We start from the raw sequence: 15,844 nt of genomic DNA, 5'->3' as shown, positions 1-15,844 counted from the left end.
GGCATACCTCAGGTACGATCCCGCCAAGTGAACGGGCCCGAGCGTTCGAACATCCATCGGTACTGCTCGGTCATGTGCCGCGTCCGCCGCATCCGGTGGGCGATGAGCGCGACCACGAGCAGGATCGAATAGTCGACGAGATAGCTTGGCAGCGAGAGCAGGGTGCCCCCGAAAAGCGCGTAGTGCAGGAAGCGCACGGCCGCTGCGAGGAGCGCGGTGTAGGCGGCCACCGGCCACATCGCGCCCCACACCTGCGCAACGGCCTGTCCGGTTCTCCACGCGGCCCCGCCGCCGACCAGCAGTGTCAGAAGGACGAACGCGAGCACGCCGTTGCTCGGAGGCAGCGCGTAGCCGATGTCGGTGAGCACGGTCTCCATCAATGCCTCCCGCCTTCGAGGTAGGCTTGGCGGATCTCGGGGCGCGCAAGCAGGTCGCGGCTCGGTCCACTCATGGTGATCACGCCGTTGACCATCACGTAGGCCCGATGCGCGAGCTTGAGGGCGTGGAAGGCATTCTGCTCCACGAGGAAGATCGTCATGCCCTGCGCGTTGAGCTCCGCGAGCGTCGCGAAGATCTGCTTCACGATGAGCGGCGCGAGACCGAGCGACGGTTCGTCAAGCATCAGGAGTTTCGGCCGGCTCATCAGCGCGCGCGCGATGGCGAGCATCTGCTGCTCGCCGCCCGACAGCGTGCCTCCGCGCTGCGAGAGCCGCTCTTTGAGGCGTGGAAACAGGCGCGTGACGCGGTCGAGATCCTCGTCGAAATTGACGCTGCCATCCACGGCAGCCCCCATCTGCAGGTTCTCGAGCACCGTCATGCGCTGGAAGATGCGCCGCCCCTCCGGTGATTGAGCGATGCGAAGACGCGCAATGGCGTGCGTCGAAAGATCGGTGATCGGCTTGTCCTCGAACAGGATGCGCCCCTCGCGCGCCCGCGGGTTGCCGAACACGGTCATCATCAGCGTGGATTTGCCTGCGCCGTTGGCGCCGATCAAGGTCACGATTTCGCCGCGGTTGACCTCGAGCGACACGCCCTTGAGCGCCTGGATGTTCCCGTAGAAGGCGGACACGCCTTCGATAGAAAGGAGAGGCGTGCTCATGGGTGTCCGCCTCCTGTCGAGAGTGCCACCTCGTCGTCGTCCACGCCGAGATAGGCCGCGATCACCTTGGGGTCGTTCTTCACGCTGGCCGCCGTGTCGTCGGCGATCTTCACGCCGTACTCGATCACGACGACATGATCGGAGATGTCCATGACGACCGACATGTCGTGCTCGATCAGAAGGATCGAGACGCCGGTCTGCTCGCGGATGCCGCGCAGAAGGCGTGTCAGCTCCGCGCTCTCCTTGTTGTTGAGGCCCGCAGCCGGCTCGTCGAGGCAGAGAAGCACCGGATTGGTGCACATGGCCCGCGCGATCTCGAGGCGGCGTTGCGCGCCATAGGGCAGGTCGCCCGCCGGATCGTCCGCGCGGTCGATGAGGCCGACCACCTCGAGCCACGCTTTGGCAAGCTCGAACGCCTTGCGCTCCGCCGCGCGATATTTGGAGAGACCGAGCAACCCGCCGAGGCTGAAGCCCGAGGCCTTCATCAGCGTCTTGTGTTGGGCGACGATGAGGTTCTCGAGCACCGTCATGCCCGCGAACAGGCGGATGTTCTGGAACGTGCGTGCTACCCGCGCTTCCGATGCGATCGCGTGGTCGGGCATCCGCTCCAGCAGGAACAGCTCGGGCGTTGCCCCATGCGTCCGCCGCTGGTCCGAGCGCGTCAGCGCATCCACGGCTTTGGGCGCGACGGTGCCGCCGTGGGCCAGAGCGAGGCGCCCGCTCGTCGGTTTGTAGAAGCCCGTGATGCAGTTGAAGACGGTGGTCTTGCCCGCGCCGTTCGGACCGATCAGGGCCGTGATGTCGCCGCGCCCCACCGTGAAGGAGAGATCGTTCACGGCCACCAGTCCGCCGAACCTCATCGACAGATGGTCGACCGTGAGCAAGGGTTGGGCAAGCCAGCGCATCAGGTCTGCCTCACTCTGCCGCCGAGGGGAAAGACGGTGCGCCACGCGCAGGCTGTGGCTTGAGCCGGACTGTTGGCTCGCGAGTCGAGATGAGCCCCTTCGGCCGCCAGATCATCAGCAGCACCATGGCGAGGCCGAACAGCAGCATGCGGTACTGCGCGGGATCGAAATCGTTGCCGAACACCGCTTTCAACGCATCGAGCTCGCGCAGAAGCTCCGTGCCGCCTATCATCACCACCGCAGCGATCGCGACGCCGACCGCGCTGCCGAGCCCGCCGAGAACGACGATCGCCACGATCACCGCGCTCTCCATGAACTCGAACGACTTGGGGCTAACGAAGCTCTGGTGTGCGGAGAAGAATGCGCCGGCGAGGCCGCCGAAAAACGCGCCAGTCGCGAAGGCGGAGAGCTTGGTCGTGACCGTGTTGATGCCGAGCGACCTGCAGGCGATCTCGTCCTCGCGCATGGCCTCCCAGGCGCGTCCGACCGGAAGCGAGCGCAGCTTCTGCGTCACCCAGTAGGTGAAGAGAGCCAGCGCCAGCAGGAGATAGTACATGAAGGCGAGGCGGTAGACGGGAGATGGCGGCAGCCCGATGAGTGAAGGAATGCCGCCGGGCTCCGAGCCTAGCGAATATCCGAACAGCGTCGGCTTCGGAATGCTGGAGAGGCCGGCGTACCCGCCCGTCACCGGCACCCAGTTGATCAGCACGAGGCGCACAATCTCGGCGAAGGCGAGGGTGACTATGGCGAGATAGTCGCCCCTGAGCCGGAGCACCGGAAAGCCGATCAGCAGGCCCCAGAACGCGGCGAGGATGCCCGCTAGCGGCAGCGCCATCCAGAACGAGAGTCCGAAAGTCTTGGTCAGCAGCGCCGACGAGTACGCGCCGACCGCGTAAAACGCCACGTAGCCGAGATCGAGAAGGCCCGCGAGACCAACGACGATGTTGAGGCCCCAGCCGAGCAGCACGTAGGTCAGGATCTGGATGCCGTAGTTGTCGAGCAGCTTGAGCGCACCGGGCCCGCCCGCCGCCGCAATGCCCGAGGCAATGAACGGAAATGCGATGAGCAGCGCGAGGCCGATCCGCGGCAGGTAGCGCCGGAACGGGTGAGGGGGGGCGGCCGTGCGCGACGACACCTTGGGGGTTGCGCGAGCCGCCAGAACGGGCCGGACGAGGGTGAGCAGAAATACCCCCGCGCCGACGACGGCGGCCAGGATGAACGTGAGGCCCCAACGCTCCGTGAGAACGAGCTGGTTCGAGAGATTGGTGTCCGTGCGCAGCGCGACGATCGGAAATGCGAGCCCTAACGTAACGAGGGCCGCGAGAAGCGCCGACTTGAACGCGTCTCCCGCCTTGCCCATGGTGCTCAGACCTTCTCGACGTCAGGCCGGCCGAGCAGCCCGGACGGAAGGAAGATGAGCACGATCGCGAGGATCGAGAACGCGGCAACGTCCTTGTAGTCGATCGTGAAGTAGGCGGACCAGAACGTCTCGATGAGGCCGATCAGCAGGCCCCCGAGCACCGCGCCCGGTAGCGAGCCGATGCCGCCCAGCACCGCGGCTGTGAAGGCTTTGACGCCCGGTACGAAGCCGTCGGAGAAGCTCACGACGCCGTAGTAGGTCATCCACAGCAGTCCGGCGACGGAGGCAAGTGCTGCTCCCATGATGAAGGTGAGCGAAACGGTGCGGTCGACGTCCACGCCGAGCAGCGAAGCCATCTTGCGGTCCTGCTCGCAGGCGCGTTGCGCCCGCCCGAGCGGCGTGTGGCGCACCACGTACCACAGCACGGCGAGCAGCACGGCCGTCACCACCATGATCAGGAGCTGCTTCTCCGCGAGGGTGATGGATCCGGAGCCGACGGGAATGACCAGCACGTTGGAAAGGATTGGCTCCAGCGACTTGTTGCGCGGGCCCTGCACGAGCTGGACGAAATTGGAAAGGAAGATCGACATGCCGATCGCCGAGATCAGCGGCGCGAGGCGGAAGGATCCGCGCAGCGGCCGGTACGCCAGCCGCTCGATCACCCAGCCCCAGAGGCTGGTGAGCGCCATGCCGAGCACCAGCACGATCAGCAACGCGAGCCCAAGCGAGCCGACGCCCAGAAGCTGCGTGAGTGCGAGGAACAGGATGAGCGCGATGAAGGCTGCCAGCATGAACACGTCGCCGTGGGCGAAGTTGACCATGCCGATGATGCCGTAGACCATCGTGTAGCCGATGGCGATCAGTCCGTAGATCGATCCGAGCGTGAGCCCGTTGATGAGCTGCTGGAGAAAATAATCCATCGGTTCCCCATCCCCCCGAGTTCGGCTCTCGCCCTGCACCACGCGCGCCTCGGGTCCCGTTGCTCCGAAGCGCGAAACATGGGTCTCGCCAAGACCTTGAGCGCGATCGCGAGTCGAGCGAACCCGATCGCACCCTCCATGCTGTTTAGAGCGTGCGCGCCCGCGATGGGAACTGATTTTTCACTTCATTCGCCGCTCTGGCGGCCACTCCGGCTCAACTGCTGTGGATTTAGGCAGCTCCTGAGCGGGATTTGGCAGTCCGGCACCCGTTTTGTGGGAAGTGCCAAGTGCGAAAGCGCGACGGCGAGAGGGGCCGCGAATCTTTACGCTGCGATGCAGCGTGCCGCATCCGGCCGTCGGCTCTCAGCGCGCTGCCTAGAGTACGTTATGGCTGCCGTCGCACCAGGGCTCGTCGTCGGTCGCCTTGCAGCCGCAGAGATTGAAGGTGCCAGTGGAGGGCGCCACGAATTCAAGCGGTTCGATTCCGGTGTCCTGGTGGGAGCCGTCGCAGAAGGGTTGAGACTGGGAGCGGCCGCAGCGGCAATACCAGTACGTCTCCCCCTCGACGAGATCGACTTGATAGGGGCTCGTTTGTGCGATGATCGGGTCTTCTGCCATGGTCCCTCTCCCGGTTGGGCCAGACCTTCGGCGTACCGGCTTCCCACCTCGCGGGCAAGAGCCAGCTTGTCTCAAGTCGTCTCAATCGACACACGAGCTGCGAAGTCGGAATTAAAGCGTCCGCGCGCGGTCTTCAGACCACGTTCAACGGATAGCGCTCGATCGTCTCGCCGCCCGCATCGTCCTTCCAAGATACCCAGAGCTCGCCCGGGCCCGGCACTTTGAGGAAGAACGAGATGAAGGGATTGGCCGAGATGCCAGGCCCGAACTCGGCCTTGAAGATCAACTGGTCGTCGTAGTGCGCCGTGAAGGTGTGGATGATGTCGCGGGGAATGCGGTTGCCGTCCGCGTCTTTGCGGTTGCCCGTCTCCATCACGTGGGTGATCAGCGCCTTGATCTCGATGATCTCGCCGGCGGAAGCCTGCTCCGGAAATTTGAGACGCGGTTTGGATGCAGCCATGATGCTCTACTCCGCTCCGCAGCCGCCGATGCCGACGGTGATCTTGTGCCGGCCTATGAGCAGCGTGTTACTGGAGGTCAGCGCCACCGCCACCACCTCCTGCGTCTTGGCGAGCCGCATGCGTCCGGAGACGGCCGCCTTGCCCGAAAGCGGCGTGAATTGGAACACCGCGACGGAGGCCTGCGGGTTCTGCGTCGAAAGCAGATGCACTTCCGCGATATGATCGTCCGCGGTCATGGGGCTTTCGATGCTGATCTTGTAAGGAACGATGTTGCCGTTCTCCGCATCTTCCGGCAGCTCGAGCACGACGCGCCCTTCGATCGGCGTTCCGTTCCCCACGACCTTTGCGAAAGCCTGCTCGAATTGCGGCGTCGGAACGAGCGGAGGCGCATCTGCGGCAGCAGCTTCCGCGCGTCCCGCCTGCGTGTCGGCGAAAGCGGGCCGCGAGGTGGCTGCGGCAAGCGCCAGCGCGCCGGTGCTGGCAAGCAGAGTGCGCCTGTCGATCAGGCGGTCAGCGGCCGGGCTGCGGGAAGTCACGATCGATCTCGCATCCATATCAATGAGGAAGCCCAAAGGCCAGGATGTCGCTCCATCCCAAGAAGATAGGAACGACCTGCCCCTTTGGCCATAGCGCTTCTCGGCAAACCAAGGGACTGCTACCATAGGTCCAAAAGAGGGTGCAAATCATGCCGCCGGGTCTCCCGCAACGAAACCGGCTTGGGATGTTGCTTGAGCGCCGGAGGTCCGCGGCCATGTGGTTCGCTCTGCTTGCCGTCTTGATCGGTGCTTTGGGCACTGGCGGGGGCGAGGTGCGCTCGGCGAGCGGCGTTCGCCTGATCATGGTGGAAGAGGTGGGCTGCCGCTTCTGCCGCAAGTGGGATGCCGAGATCGGCTCCGGCTACAAGAAATCCGAGGAAGGCCGTTTCGCTCCGCTGAAGCGCGTGATGCGCGGAGCCCCCGAGATCAAAGGCTTCGCGCCTGTCGTCTTTACGCCCACATTCCTGGTCGTCCGTTCCAACGAGGAATTGGGCCGGATCACCGGCTATCCGGGCGCGGACTACTTCTACGAGGAGCTGCGCCCGATTTTGGCAGGCGCGGGATTCTTTCCGGGACCGTGATCGAAGGAGGGCCTTGCGTCCATGTACGACATCGACCGCCGGCAGTTCACGATAGGATTCGGCGCTCTTACGCTCGCGGCCACAGTTGGGGCGAGGCCGCTGCGCGCGGCCTCCAAAGGGCGCGTCGTCATCGTCGGCGGCGGGCCGGGCGGCGCCACCGTGGCGGTGACGCTGAAGCGCGCCGCGCCGGATCTCGACGTGACGCTGATCGAGCCGCAACGCCACTACACGACCTGCTTCTATTCAAATCACTTCATCGGCGGTCTTCTGAGCTTCAAGCGCATCACGCACACCTATCTCGGGCTTGCCTCGCTCGGCATCAATGTGATCCACGAGCGGGCCTCGGCGCTCGATCTCGGCGCGCGCGAGGTGAGGGTAGAGCATGTCGCCGCCGCAATCCCCTATGACAGGCTCGTCGTCGCGCCCGGCATTGGCTTCAAGTACGGAGCCATCGAGGGCTATACGGAAGAGGCGAGCTATTTCATGCCGCACGCCTGGTCCGGGGGCCGCCAGTCGCGCCTTCTGCGCGAGCGTCTCGATGACATGAAGGACGGCGGTCTCGTCGTCATCGCGACGCCCCGCAATCCCTACCGGTGCCCGCCGGGTCCTTACGAGCGGGCCTGCCTCATCGCCAACTACCTGAAACGCGAGAAGCCGAAGAGCAAGCTCGTGATCCTCGATCCCAAGATGGCCTTCTCGAAGCAGGCCGTGTTCGAGGAAGCCTTCGCCAAGTACTACAAGGGTCTCATCGATCTGCGTCTGACCAACGACATCGACGACATGAGCGTCGTGCGCGTCGATCCCAAGACCGGCGAGGTCGTGACCAAATCAGGCGAGACTTTCAAGGCGGACGTCGCCAACATCATCCCCGACCAGACGGCAGGCGCCATCGCGCTGGAGGCCGGGCTGGCAGAAGGTGGCTGGTGCCCGATCGAGCCGGAGACGTTCCGCTCCGCCAAGGCGGAGAACGTCTACGTTGTCGGCGATGCCACGATCGCGGCGGACATGCCGAAGTCGGCCTATTCCGCCGCCAACCAGGCGCGCAGCGTGGCCGGCCATATCCTGGCCGACCTCACGGGCTCGGAGCGCCCGCAGGCCGCTTATCGCAACACCTGCTGGTCGATGCTCGCGCCCGATGACAGCGTCAAGATCGGTGCCGACTACGTTCCGGGAGACGTGAAGGGCAAGCACGCGCTCGTCGCAAAGAACGCCTTCATCTCCCAGACGGGTGAGAGCGCGGCGCTGCGCAAGGAGACCTACGAGGAGAGCATCGCCTGGTACGATACCCTCGTCGACGACATGTTCGCCAAGTCGGCAACCGCCACCGGGCGCGCGCCGAGCGGCCAGCGGGGCTGACGGCGCCTTTTGCGGCGGCCGCGTGATTTCAATCAGCCCATACAGGAAGATACAACTATAAGTGACGGGCCAAGCAGAGAAAATTTCCGCTGCGTATAGCCCTCAAACCGCCCTGCGGAGAGAAACACTTTATACTCTTCGCTTACCATGAGGCTGAGGGCGGACTCTTGAGTGAGTGGCGTAAGGGTCGCCTCGAAGGCTGAGCGGTCTCGGCAACACGAACGAGGCTGGCAGCCCTCGCGTTGAATGGGGTCTCCGGGGGCGGCTGTTGAGGCCGGTCTCCAGGCGCCGGGCGTTTGGCCCGTACCGCCACGACACCCCAGGACCTGAGTGCGGAGACCTCGATGGCTTTGATTCTGCTTCTGATTGCTCTGATTGCCGTAGCGCTTGCGCTCGGCATGTGGCGCGCATCTGCATGGCAGTGGGCCGTCGGTCTCGGCGCGGTCACGCTCGCTTGGCAGAGCGGTGTCTTCCATGGCGCACTCCACTGGCCCTCGTTCGGCCTTCTCGGGTTTATCGTCTGGCTCGGCCTGGCCGCACTGGCATCGTTCTCCATACCGAAGGTCCGCCGCCAGATCCTGGTGCAGCCGGCCTTCAAGCTGGTACGTGGGATCCTGCCCAAGGTCTCCGATACGGAGCAGCAGGCGCTTGATGCCGGCACCGTCGGCTTCGACGCCGAGATCTTCTCGGGCACGCCCGACTGGACCAAGCTGCGCGCCGTGCCCCCGATCGTGCTGACGCCCGAGGAGCGCGCGTTCCTCGACGGTCCGACGGAGCAACTCTGCGGGATGATCGATCACTGGCAGATCCGTCACGCCGAGCGGCGCATGCCTCCCGGGATCTGGGAGTTCGTGAAGGCCAACGGCTTCCTCGGCATGCTGATTTCCAAGGAGCACGGTGGCCTCGGATTCTCCGCTCAGGCCCAGTCGCTCATCCTCGGCAAGATCGCCTCCCGCTCGCCCGACGTCGTCACCATCGTCATGGTGCCGAATTCGCTTGGACCCGGCGAGCTCATCGAAAAGTACGGCACCGACGAGCAGAAGCATCACTATCTGCCGCGTCTTGCCAAGGGCCTCGAGGTTCCCTGCTTCTCGCTGACCGGTCCAACGTCCGGCTCCGACGCGGCCACCATGCGCGATATCGGCTACGTCACCAAAGGCCAGCACGATGGCCGTGAGGTGGTCGGCATCCGCCTCTCCTGGGACAAGCGCTACATCACCCTTGGACCCGAAGCGACGCTGGTCGGCCTCGCGTTCCGCCTCTTCGATCCCGATAAGATCCTGGGCGGTGCCGAGGACATCGGCATCACCGTCGCCCTCATTCCCGCAACGCACCCCGGCGTCAACATCGGCCGCCGCCATCTCCCATCCGGCGCCGCCTTCCCGAACGGACCCAACTGGGGCACGGACGTGTTCATCCCCGTCGATTGGGTGATCGGCGGGGAGAAGATGGTCGGCCAGGGCTGGCGCATGTTGATGGAATGCCTGGCCGCAGGCCGCGCCATCTCGCTGCCGTCGTCGGCGACGGCAGGCGCCAAGGCGATGCTGCGCGTCACCACCGCCTACGCGCGCATTCGTCGCCAGTTCGGCTTGCCTGTTGCACGTATGGAAGGTGTCGAGGAGCCACTGGCGCGCCTGGTCGAGACGGCCTACGTCAATGAGGCCGCCCGTGCCGTCACCGCCGCCATGGTCTCGCGCGGCGAGCGGCCGTCTGTGATCTCGGCGCTGATGAAGTACCAGACCACCGAGCGTCTGCGCCGCGCCGTCAATGACGCGTTCGACGTCCACGGCGGCCGCGCCATCTGCGACGGTCCGACGAATTATCTCCAATCCGCCTATCAGCTCGTCCCCGTCGGCATCACCGTCGAGGGCGCGAATATCCTCACGCGCACGTTGATCACATTCGCGCAAGGCGCGCTGCGCTCGCATCCCTACCTGTACAAAGAAGTCCGTGCCGTGCAGGACCCCGACAGCAGGAAGGGCCTCGATGCGTTTGAGGACGCGCTTCTCGGGCACATCTCGTTCTCGATCTCGAACGTCACGGGCGCCTTCTTCCACAACCTCACGCTCGGATACTTCGCCGAGGTGCCCGAGCGCCCGCAGGGCCTGGAGACGATCTACCGCCAGCTCTCGCGCGCCTCGCGCAATTTCGCGCTCGTCGCCGATCTCACGGTGGCGATGCTCGGCGGCGGGCTCAAGGTGAAGCAGAAGCTCACCGGCCGTCTCGCCGACGCGCTTTCGGAGATCTATTTGCTCTCGTGCGTGCTGAAGCGGTTCGAGGACGACGGCCGTCCCGAGGCGGATCGCCCCATCGTTGCGTTTGCGGCTGCCAACGGTCTCCATCGTTTCGAGGAGGCGCTGCGGGGCACGGTGGAGAACTTCCCCAATCCCGCCGCGCGCGTTCTCCTGCGCGTGCTCGTCTTCCCGTTTGGTCGCCACTATTTCCCCGCCCCCGACGCGCTCGGCAGCAAGATCGTCCGCCTCGCGCTCGAGCCCGGCGAGGTGCGCGATCGCCTCACGCGCGACATCTACATCTCGAACGATCCCGACGACGTGACGGGACTCCTGGAGGTCACCTTGAAGAAGGTGGTCGCGGCAGAGGACGCGGAGAAGAAGCTCGAGCGCGCCATTCGCGCCGGCATCGTGCGCCGCTACCATGGACTGGATTGGATCGAGGCCGCCGCCGAGGCTGGCACGATCACCGAAAGCGAGGCGCAGCTCCTGCGTGAGGTCGAGGCCTTGACCGCGCGCGTCATCGCCGTCGATCATTTCGCACCGGAAGAGCTGAAGCCTAACTATGTGAAGGCACCGTCTTCGAATGTCGGACACAACTCCCGCGGACTGACAGCGGGAGCGAACCAATCGTGATGGGAGAGGCGACCATGGTCCAGGACAACGTGGCTCGTGATGGCGAGGAGCCGCTGGCGCCGCCGGCGGGGACCCTTGCGTTCCGCGATTGGCGGTTCTCCGTCGATCAGGAAGGCATAGGCTGGGCCATCTTCGACCGGGAAGGCGCAAGCGCAAACGCGCTGGGCAGCCGGCCGTTGGAGGAGCTGTCGGCCATCGTCGATTGGGCCGAGGAAGGCGCGCGCCGCCGCACCATGTGCGGCCTCGTCATCCTCTCCGGCAAGGAGAAGGGCTTCATCGTTGGCGCCGACATCAACGAGTTCGACGGCTTCGAGACAGAAGCCCAGGTGATCGATCGCCTGCGTCTCGTGCTGGCCCTGTTCGACCGCATCGAGCGCCTCTCCATTCCGGTCGTCGCGGGCATTCACGGCGTCTGCGTCGGAGGTGGGCTCGAGCTTATCCTCGCCTGCCACTATCGTATCGCCACGCGCGATCCCGCGACACGCGTCGGCTTCCCCGAGGTCAAGCTCGGCATTTTCCCCGGCTGGCACGGCACCGCGCGCTCCATTCGCCAGGCCGGACCCATCGCCGCCATGCAGGCGATGCTCACCGGCAGCATGATCGGTGCCTCGCGCGCCCGCGCCATCGGCCTCATCGACGAGTTGGTCGCGAGCCGCGGCGCCTTGCGCTGGGCCGCACGCAAGGCGGTGCTGAAGAAACGCAAGTCGAAGCCCGCGGGCTTCACGAAATCGCTGCTCACGCGCTGGCCCGCCCGCGCACTCCTCGCCAAGAAGATGCGCGACGAGACCAAGAAGAAGGCGCGCGAGGCCCACTATCCGGCACCCTTCCGCCTCATCGACCTGTTCGAGCTGCACGGCGGCGATCTGGAGGCGCTGAAGGCCGCGGAGACACGCTATTTCGCCCCGCTCCTTATCTCCGATCAGTCGCGCAATCTGCGCCGCGTGTTCAAGCTCTCCGAGCTTCTGAAAGCCCAGGCGCCGAAGGACCAGGCCTGGAAACCCATGCGCGTGCACGTGATCGGCGCGGGCACCATGGGCGCGGACATCGCAGGCTGGTGCGTGGCCTCCGGCATGGAGGTGACGCTGCAGGATCTCTCGCCCGAGGTGATCGAGAAGGGTATCAAGGCCCAGGGCAAGCTGTTCTCCCGTAAGTTCAAGACCAGGGCTGAGCGGGCCGCCGCGAAGGCGCGCCTCATCGCCGATCCCGCAGGCGCGGGCGTCGGCCGCGCCGACGTGATCATCGAGGCGATCGTCGAGCGGCTCGACATCAAGCAGAAGCTGTTCGCGGATCTCGAAGGCAAGATCAAGCCCGGCGCGGTGCTGGCGACCAACACCTCGTCGCTGGAGATCGAGGCCATCGCCGCGCCGCTGAAGGACCCTGGCCGTCTCATCGGCATCCACTTCTTCAACCCCGTCGCGCAGATGCCGCTGGTGGAGGTGGTGCGCGGCGCATCGAGCCGCGACGATGAGGTGAAGAAGGGCGCCACCTTCGTCACCGCCATCGGCAAATTCCCGCTCGTGGCCAAGAGCGTCCCGGGCTTCCTCGTCAACCGCGTGCTCGCCCCCTACATGATGAGCGCCATGGCGCGCCTCGAGAAGGGCGAGGAGAAGGAGAAGATCGACGAGGCGGCGCGCACGTTCGGTATGCCCATGGGCCCGATCGAGCTCGCCGATACCGTCGGCCTCGACGTGTGCGCGCACGTCGGCAGGATCCTCGGGCTTTCGCCTGAGGGCTCGATGCTCCAGCGTCTCGTCGAGAGCAAGAAGCTCGGCAAGAAATCGGGCGAAGGCTTCTACGTCTGGAAGGACGGCAAGCCTGACAAGGCCGAGAAGACCTATGCGCCGGCCGAGCTCGACCGCCTTGGCCGCGAGTTGATCGATCCGCTGATCCGCGAATCCGAGCGCGCTCTGGAAGAGCGCGTGGTCGAGAATGCGGACTTGGTGGATGCGGGCGTGATTTTCGGCACCGGCTTCGCGCCGTTCCGCGGCGGGCCGCTGCATTTCAGGGCGAGCGAGCTGCGCGAAGAGGCCGCGAAGGAAGCCGCGGAGTAACGCTCGGGGTTTGGCGCTGCGAGGCCGCGGAAGGTGCGGATCGCCAGCAGAGGGAGATTGAAGATGGCTCAGACATTGCGACGGGTCGGCATCGTAGGCGGCGTGCGCACGCCCTTCTGCCGCTCGAATACCCTGTACGCCGATCTATCCAACCTGGACCTGATGACGGCCGCGCTGAACGGCCTCGTGGAGAAGTACAGGCTGAAGGGCGCCCACATCGACGAGGTGGTGGGCGGCGCCGTCGTCACCCATTCCAAGGACTTCAACTTGACGCGCGAAGCCGTGCTCGGCACCAGGCTCGCCCCCTCGACGCCGGGCATAACGCTCCAGCAGGCCTGCGGCACGAGCCTTCAGTCCGCCGCGATGATCGGCGCCAAGATCGCCACCGGCGAGATCGAGTGCGGAATCGCAACCGGCTCCGACACCACCTCCGACGCGCCCATCGTCTTCTCGAAGAAGTTCTCGCAGCGGCTGATCCAGCTTCCGCAGCAGAAAAGCGCCATGGATCGCGTGCGCGTGTTCAAGGGCTTCAGCCCGCGCGAGCTGGTGCCGCAGCCGCCCATCGTCACCGAGCCGCGCACGGGGCTCAGCATGGGGCAGCACTGCGAGTTGATGGCGCGCGAATGGAAGATACCACGTCAGGATCAGGACCGCTTCGCGTTCGAGAGCCATCGCAAAGGCGCCGAGGCCTATCGCTCGGGCTACATGGACGACCTCATCGTGCCGACCGCGGGCGTCTACCGCGACAACAACCTGCGCGAGGACATCAGCCTCGACAAGCTCGCGACCCTCAAGACCGCATTCGACAAGTCCGACAAGGGCACGCTGACGGCTGCCAATTCCACGCCGATGACCGACGGCGCCGCCTGCGTTCTGCTGGCCAGCGAGGAGTGGGCTGCCAAGCGCGGCCTCGCAATCGAATCCTTCCTCTCCTACACGCAAAGCTCCGCCAACAACTTCGTGGCGGGGGAGGGGCTCTTGATGGCACCCACCATCGCCGTCTCCCGTATTCTCGACCGCGCGCACATGACGCTTCAGGATTTCGATTTCTACGAGATCCATGAGGCGTTCGCCGCGCAGGTGCTGGCGACGCTCAAGGCCTGGGAGGATCCCGAGTATTGCCAGACGCATCTCGGCAAGGAGCATCCGCTTGGCTCCCTCGACCGGACGAAGCTCAACGTGAAAGGCTCGTCCCTCGCGTTCGGCCATCCCTTCGCCGCGACGGGCGCCCGGGTGCTGGCGAACCTCTCGAAGCTGCTCGCCGACAACGGCGGCCGCGGCCTGATCTCGATCTGCACGGCGGGCGGCATGGGCGTTGCCGCCATCCTCGAAAGCGCTAAGCGCGCCGAGGCACGCGTGGCCGCCTGATCAGCCTGCGCCAATCCACCTGCTGGCCCCGGCGCCGGATTTTGCGCGCCCCGTTCGTTGAGGTCGTGACGGCGCTGGATCCTCCGGGATCCGGCACCAATGGCTATGGAATGAGGGACGGCATGACGGACGACGCAGGAGTGTCACGCAGGGGTGCATTGGCAGGGCTCGCGGGCGGTGCCGCCGCCCTCCTGGCGGGCGATGATAGGAGCGCATCCGCGGCGAGCCCGCAGGCAACCCAGGCCCAGTCAGCGGTAGCCAACGTCTGCCGTATGACCCCGCGCATGGTCGAAGGCCCATTCTATTTCGATCCCGATCTCGTCCGGGAGGACATCACCGAGGGCCGGCCCGGCGTGCCGCTGAAGCTCCTCCTCCAGGTGACGGACGGCGCCACCTGCCAGCCCATCTCCGGCGCCCGCGTGGACGTCTGGCATTGCGATGCCACGGGCCAGTATTCCGGCTACGACGGGCAAGGTGACGACCGGGGTATCTCAACCAAGGGCGAGAAGTTCCTGCGCGGCACCCAGACCACGGGCTCGACCGGCGAGGTCGCCTTCAGAACCATCTATCCCGGCTGGTATCGCGGCCGCACCACGCACATTCATTTCAAAGTGTTGCTGGATGAGAAGGCGATGCTGACGGGCCAGATGTATTTCCCGGATGCGCTCTCCGAGTACATCTTCACCGCCATCGCGCCCTACAACGATCGTAAAGCCAAGCGCGATACGCTCAACAGCACCGACTGGATCGCGGGCGCGGACGGCGACCACATCACCTTCGTGAGCATCCGCGAGGAGGCCGACGCCTACGTGGCGACCCTTGTGATCGGCGTGGATCGCGCAGCCGGGCCCGAGAAGGCAGAGTTTGGCCGGCCTCCGGGTCCGCCTCCCGGCGGTGGACCTGGCGGACCGCCTCCGCCCGGCAGCCGTCCTCTCCCGGGAGCAGGCGGTCCGCCGCCTGGCATGGAAGGCGGCCCTTCGCGGGCGCGGGGAGCGGGCTCGATCGTTCCGGGCAAAAATTAGAGCGTACTCTCAGAACGAAAGCTTCTCACGCTGAAGGCCGGAGGCATCGAAGTTCTCCGGCCGCAGCCAGGCTTCGTAGCCCGCCTTGAGACGCGGCCAGTCGCGATCGATGATCGCGAACCAGGCCGTGTCGCGGTTCTGACCCTTGGCCACCATGTGCTGGCGGAAGACGCCTTCGAACGTGAAGCCAAACCGCTCGGCCGCGCGCTTCGAGGGGCCGTTCAAGTCGTGGCACTTCCATTCGAAGCGCCGGTAGCCGAGCGTGTCGAACACGTAGCTCGCGAAGAGATAGAGCGCCTCGGTGGCCACGCGGGTGCGCGCGATCGCAGGCCCCCACAGGATGCTGCCGATCTCGATGACGCCGTGAACGGGGTCGATGCGCATCAGCGCCTGCCGGCCTTCCGCCCGCCCGGTGCTCTTGTCGATCACCGCAAAGAACAGCGGATCGGCGGACCCGGATGCCTTGTCCAGCCAGCCCGTGAAGGTGGCCATGTCGGCGGGCGGATCGTCGAAGAGGTAGCGAAAGCGCTCCTCCGCGCCGGGCTCGCGGGCGGAGGAGAAAAGGTTAGCGCCGTGCCGCGCAGCATCGAGCGGCTCGAGCCGCGCAGAACGCCCGTCGAGCGTCACCCGGCCGGGACGCGGCACACCCTTCCAGCTTGAAAGATCCAACGTGAAACCTCGAATGACTGAGAGGAGGAGA

At 65.6% G+C, this 15,844-nt stretch carries 15 protein-coding genes; 6 read left to right on the top strand and 9 right to left on the bottom strand.

Features of this window, described 5'->3' with window-relative positions; translation table 11 throughout:
* Positions 1 to 8: 8 nt before the first annotated feature.
* From PE058_RS12875 to PE058_RS12840, 8 genes are all read right to left on the bottom strand, one after another.
* Positions 9 to 377 carry a DUF6867 family protein gene (locus tag PE058_RS12875; protein WP_020086534.1) on the bottom strand — a complete coding sequence of 123 codons (369 nt, stop codon included), beginning with the start codon at positions 375 to 377 and terminating at the stop codon, positions 9 to 11.
* Positions 377 to 1,099, bottom strand: coding sequence for an ABC transporter ATP-binding protein (locus PE058_RS12870; protein WP_020086535.1), 723 nt, complete (start codon positions 1,097 to 1,099; stop codon positions 377 to 379). The genes PE058_RS12875 and PE058_RS12870 overlap by 1 nt, the downstream gene beginning before the upstream one ends.
* Positions 1,096 to 2,004, bottom strand: coding sequence for an ABC transporter ATP-binding protein (locus tag PE058_RS12865; RefSeq protein ID WP_271028567.1), 909 nt, complete (start codon positions 2,002 to 2,004; stop codon positions 1,096 to 1,098). The genes PE058_RS12870 and PE058_RS12865 overlap by 4 nt, the downstream gene beginning before the upstream one ends.
* A 10-nt stretch (positions 2,005 to 2,014) precedes the next feature.
* A complete protein-coding gene (livM, locus tag PE058_RS12860; RefSeq protein ID WP_271028566.1) occupies positions 2,015 to 3,364 on the bottom strand; it encodes a high-affinity branched-chain amino acid ABC transporter permease LivM in 1,350 nt (449 codons plus the stop codon).
* Between the two features lie 5 nt (positions 3,365 to 3,369).
* Positions 3,370 to 4,284, bottom strand: a complete 915-nt coding sequence (locus PE058_RS12855) for a branched-chain amino acid ABC transporter permease (RefSeq protein WP_020086538.1) — start codon at positions 4,282 to 4,284, stop codon at positions 3,370 to 3,372.
* Between the two features lie 375 nt (positions 4,285 to 4,659).
* A complete protein-coding gene (locus PE058_RS12850; RefSeq protein ID WP_020086539.1) occupies positions 4,660 to 4,902 on the bottom strand; it encodes a CDGSH iron-sulfur domain-containing protein in 243 nt (80 codons plus the stop codon).
* A gap of 133 nt (positions 4,903 to 5,035) precedes the next feature.
* Positions 5,036 to 5,362 carry a thiosulfate oxidation carrier complex protein SoxZ gene (soxZ, locus tag PE058_RS12845; RefSeq protein WP_020086540.1) on the bottom strand — a complete coding sequence of 109 codons (327 nt, stop codon included), beginning with the start codon at positions 5,360 to 5,362 and terminating at the stop codon, positions 5,036 to 5,038.
* 6 nt (positions 5,363 to 5,368) lie between these two features.
* Complete coding sequence (locus PE058_RS12840; protein ID WP_198011197.1) at positions 5,369 to 5,899, bottom strand: thiosulfate oxidation carrier protein SoxY; 531 nt, start codon at positions 5,897 to 5,899, stop codon at positions 5,369 to 5,371.
* A 215-nt stretch (positions 5,900 to 6,114) separates the two neighbouring features.
* On the opposite strand from PE058_RS12840, the gene PE058_RS12835 reads away from it, so the two are divergent.
* From PE058_RS12835 to PE058_RS12810, 6 genes are all read left to right on the top strand, one after another.
* Positions 6,115 to 6,480, top strand: a complete 366-nt coding sequence (locus tag PE058_RS12835; protein WP_198011198.1) for a hypothetical protein — start codon at positions 6,115 to 6,117, stop codon at positions 6,478 to 6,480.
* Between the two features lie 21 nt (positions 6,481 to 6,501).
* Positions 6,502 to 7,836 (top strand): NAD(P)/FAD-dependent oxidoreductase, encoded by a 1,335-nt coding sequence (locus PE058_RS12830; protein WP_020086543.1) that lies wholly within the window; start codon positions 6,502 to 6,504, stop codon positions 7,834 to 7,836.
* 344 nt (positions 7,837 to 8,180) lie between these two features.
* Positions 8,181 to 10,703 carry an acyl-CoA dehydrogenase gene (locus tag PE058_RS12825; protein ID WP_271028565.1) on the top strand — a complete coding sequence of 841 codons (2,523 nt, stop codon included), beginning with the start codon at positions 8,181 to 8,183 and terminating at the stop codon, positions 10,701 to 10,703.
* Between the two features lie 14 nt (positions 10,704 to 10,717).
* Positions 10,718 to 12,754, top strand: coding sequence for a 3-hydroxyacyl-CoA dehydrogenase NAD-binding domain-containing protein (locus tag PE058_RS12820; protein ID WP_156827412.1), 2,037 nt, complete (start codon positions 10,718 to 10,720; stop codon positions 12,752 to 12,754).
* A gap of 63 nt (positions 12,755 to 12,817) precedes the next feature.
* The gene (locus PE058_RS12815; RefSeq protein WP_271028564.1) at positions 12,818 to 14,122 is read left to right on the top strand and encodes an acetyl-CoA C-acetyltransferase; all 1,305 of its coding nucleotides are present in this window, start codon (positions 12,818 to 12,820) and stop codon (positions 14,120 to 14,122) included.
* A gap of 122 nt (positions 14,123 to 14,244) precedes the next feature.
* Positions 14,245 to 15,144 carry an intradiol ring-cleavage dioxygenase gene (locus tag PE058_RS12810; protein ID WP_271028563.1) on the top strand — a complete coding sequence of 300 codons (900 nt, stop codon included), beginning with the start codon at positions 14,245 to 14,247 and terminating at the stop codon, positions 15,142 to 15,144.
* Between the two features lie 9 nt (positions 15,145 to 15,153).
* Here PE058_RS12810 and PE058_RS12805 read toward each other — a convergent pair whose 3' ends face one another.
* On the bottom strand, positions 15,154 to 15,813 hold the full coding sequence (locus tag PE058_RS12805; protein WP_271028562.1) for a GNAT family N-acetyltransferase: 660 nt from the start codon (positions 15,811 to 15,813) through the stop codon (positions 15,154 to 15,156).
* Positions 15,814 to 15,844: the final 31 nt, after the last annotated feature.

It is taken from the genome of Hyphomicrobium sp. DMF-1, from assembly GCF_027886585.1.
Lineage (GTDB): Bacteria > Pseudomonadota > Alphaproteobacteria > Rhizobiales > Hyphomicrobiaceae > Hyphomicrobium_C > Hyphomicrobium_C zavarzinii.
Note: the sequence above shows the minus strand (reverse complement) of the source record. Positions and strands in the feature narration are given on the sequence as shown.

Bases quoted from the DNA above. Each gene is read 5' to 3' on its own strand.
- PE058_RS12870 (WP_020086535.1), bottom strand. From the start codon at position 1,099: ATGAGCACGCCTCTCCTTTCTATCGAAGGCGTGTCCGCCTTCTACGGG.
- PE058_RS12855 (WP_020086538.1), bottom strand. From the start codon at position 4,284: ATGGATTATTTTCTCCAGCAGCTCATCAACGGGCTCACGCTCGGATCG.
- PE058_RS12810 (WP_271028563.1), top strand. From the start codon at position 14,245: ATGACGGACGACGCAGGAGTGTCACGCAGGGGTGCATTGGCAGGGCTC.
- PE058_RS12825 (WP_271028565.1), top strand. From the start codon at position 8,181: ATGGCTTTGATTCTGCTTCTGATTGCTCTGATTGCCGTAGCGCTTGCG.
- PE058_RS12865 (WP_271028567.1), bottom strand. From the start codon at position 2,004: ATGCGCTGGCTTGCCCAACCCTTGCTCACGGTCGACCATCTGTCGATG.
- PE058_RS12850 (WP_020086539.1), bottom strand. From the start codon at position 4,902: ATGGCAGAAGACCCGATCATCGCACAAACGAGCCCCTATCAAGTCGAT.
- PE058_RS12875 (WP_020086534.1), bottom strand. From the start codon at position 377: ATGGAGACCGTGCTCACCGACATCGGCTACGCGCTGCCTCCGAGCAAC.
- soxZ (WP_020086540.1), bottom strand. From the start codon at position 5,362: ATGGCTGCATCCAAACCGCGTCTCAAATTTCCGGAGCAGGCTTCCGCC.
- PE058_RS12820 (WP_156827412.1), top strand. From the start codon at position 10,718: ATGGTCCAGGACAACGTGGCTCGTGATGGCGAGGAGCCGCTGGCGCCG.
- PE058_RS12815 (WP_271028564.1), top strand. From the start codon at position 12,818: ATGGCTCAGACATTGCGACGGGTCGGCATCGTAGGCGGCGTGCGCACG.
- livM (WP_271028566.1), bottom strand. From the start codon at position 3,364: ATGGGCAAGGCGGGAGACGCGTTCAAGTCGGCGCTTCTCGCGGCCCTC.
- PE058_RS12830 (WP_020086543.1), top strand. From the start codon at position 6,502: ATGTACGACATCGACCGCCGGCAGTTCACGATAGGATTCGGCGCTCTT.
- PE058_RS12835 (WP_198011198.1), top strand. From the start codon at position 6,115: ATGTGGTTCGCTCTGCTTGCCGTCTTGATCGGTGCTTTGGGCACTGGC.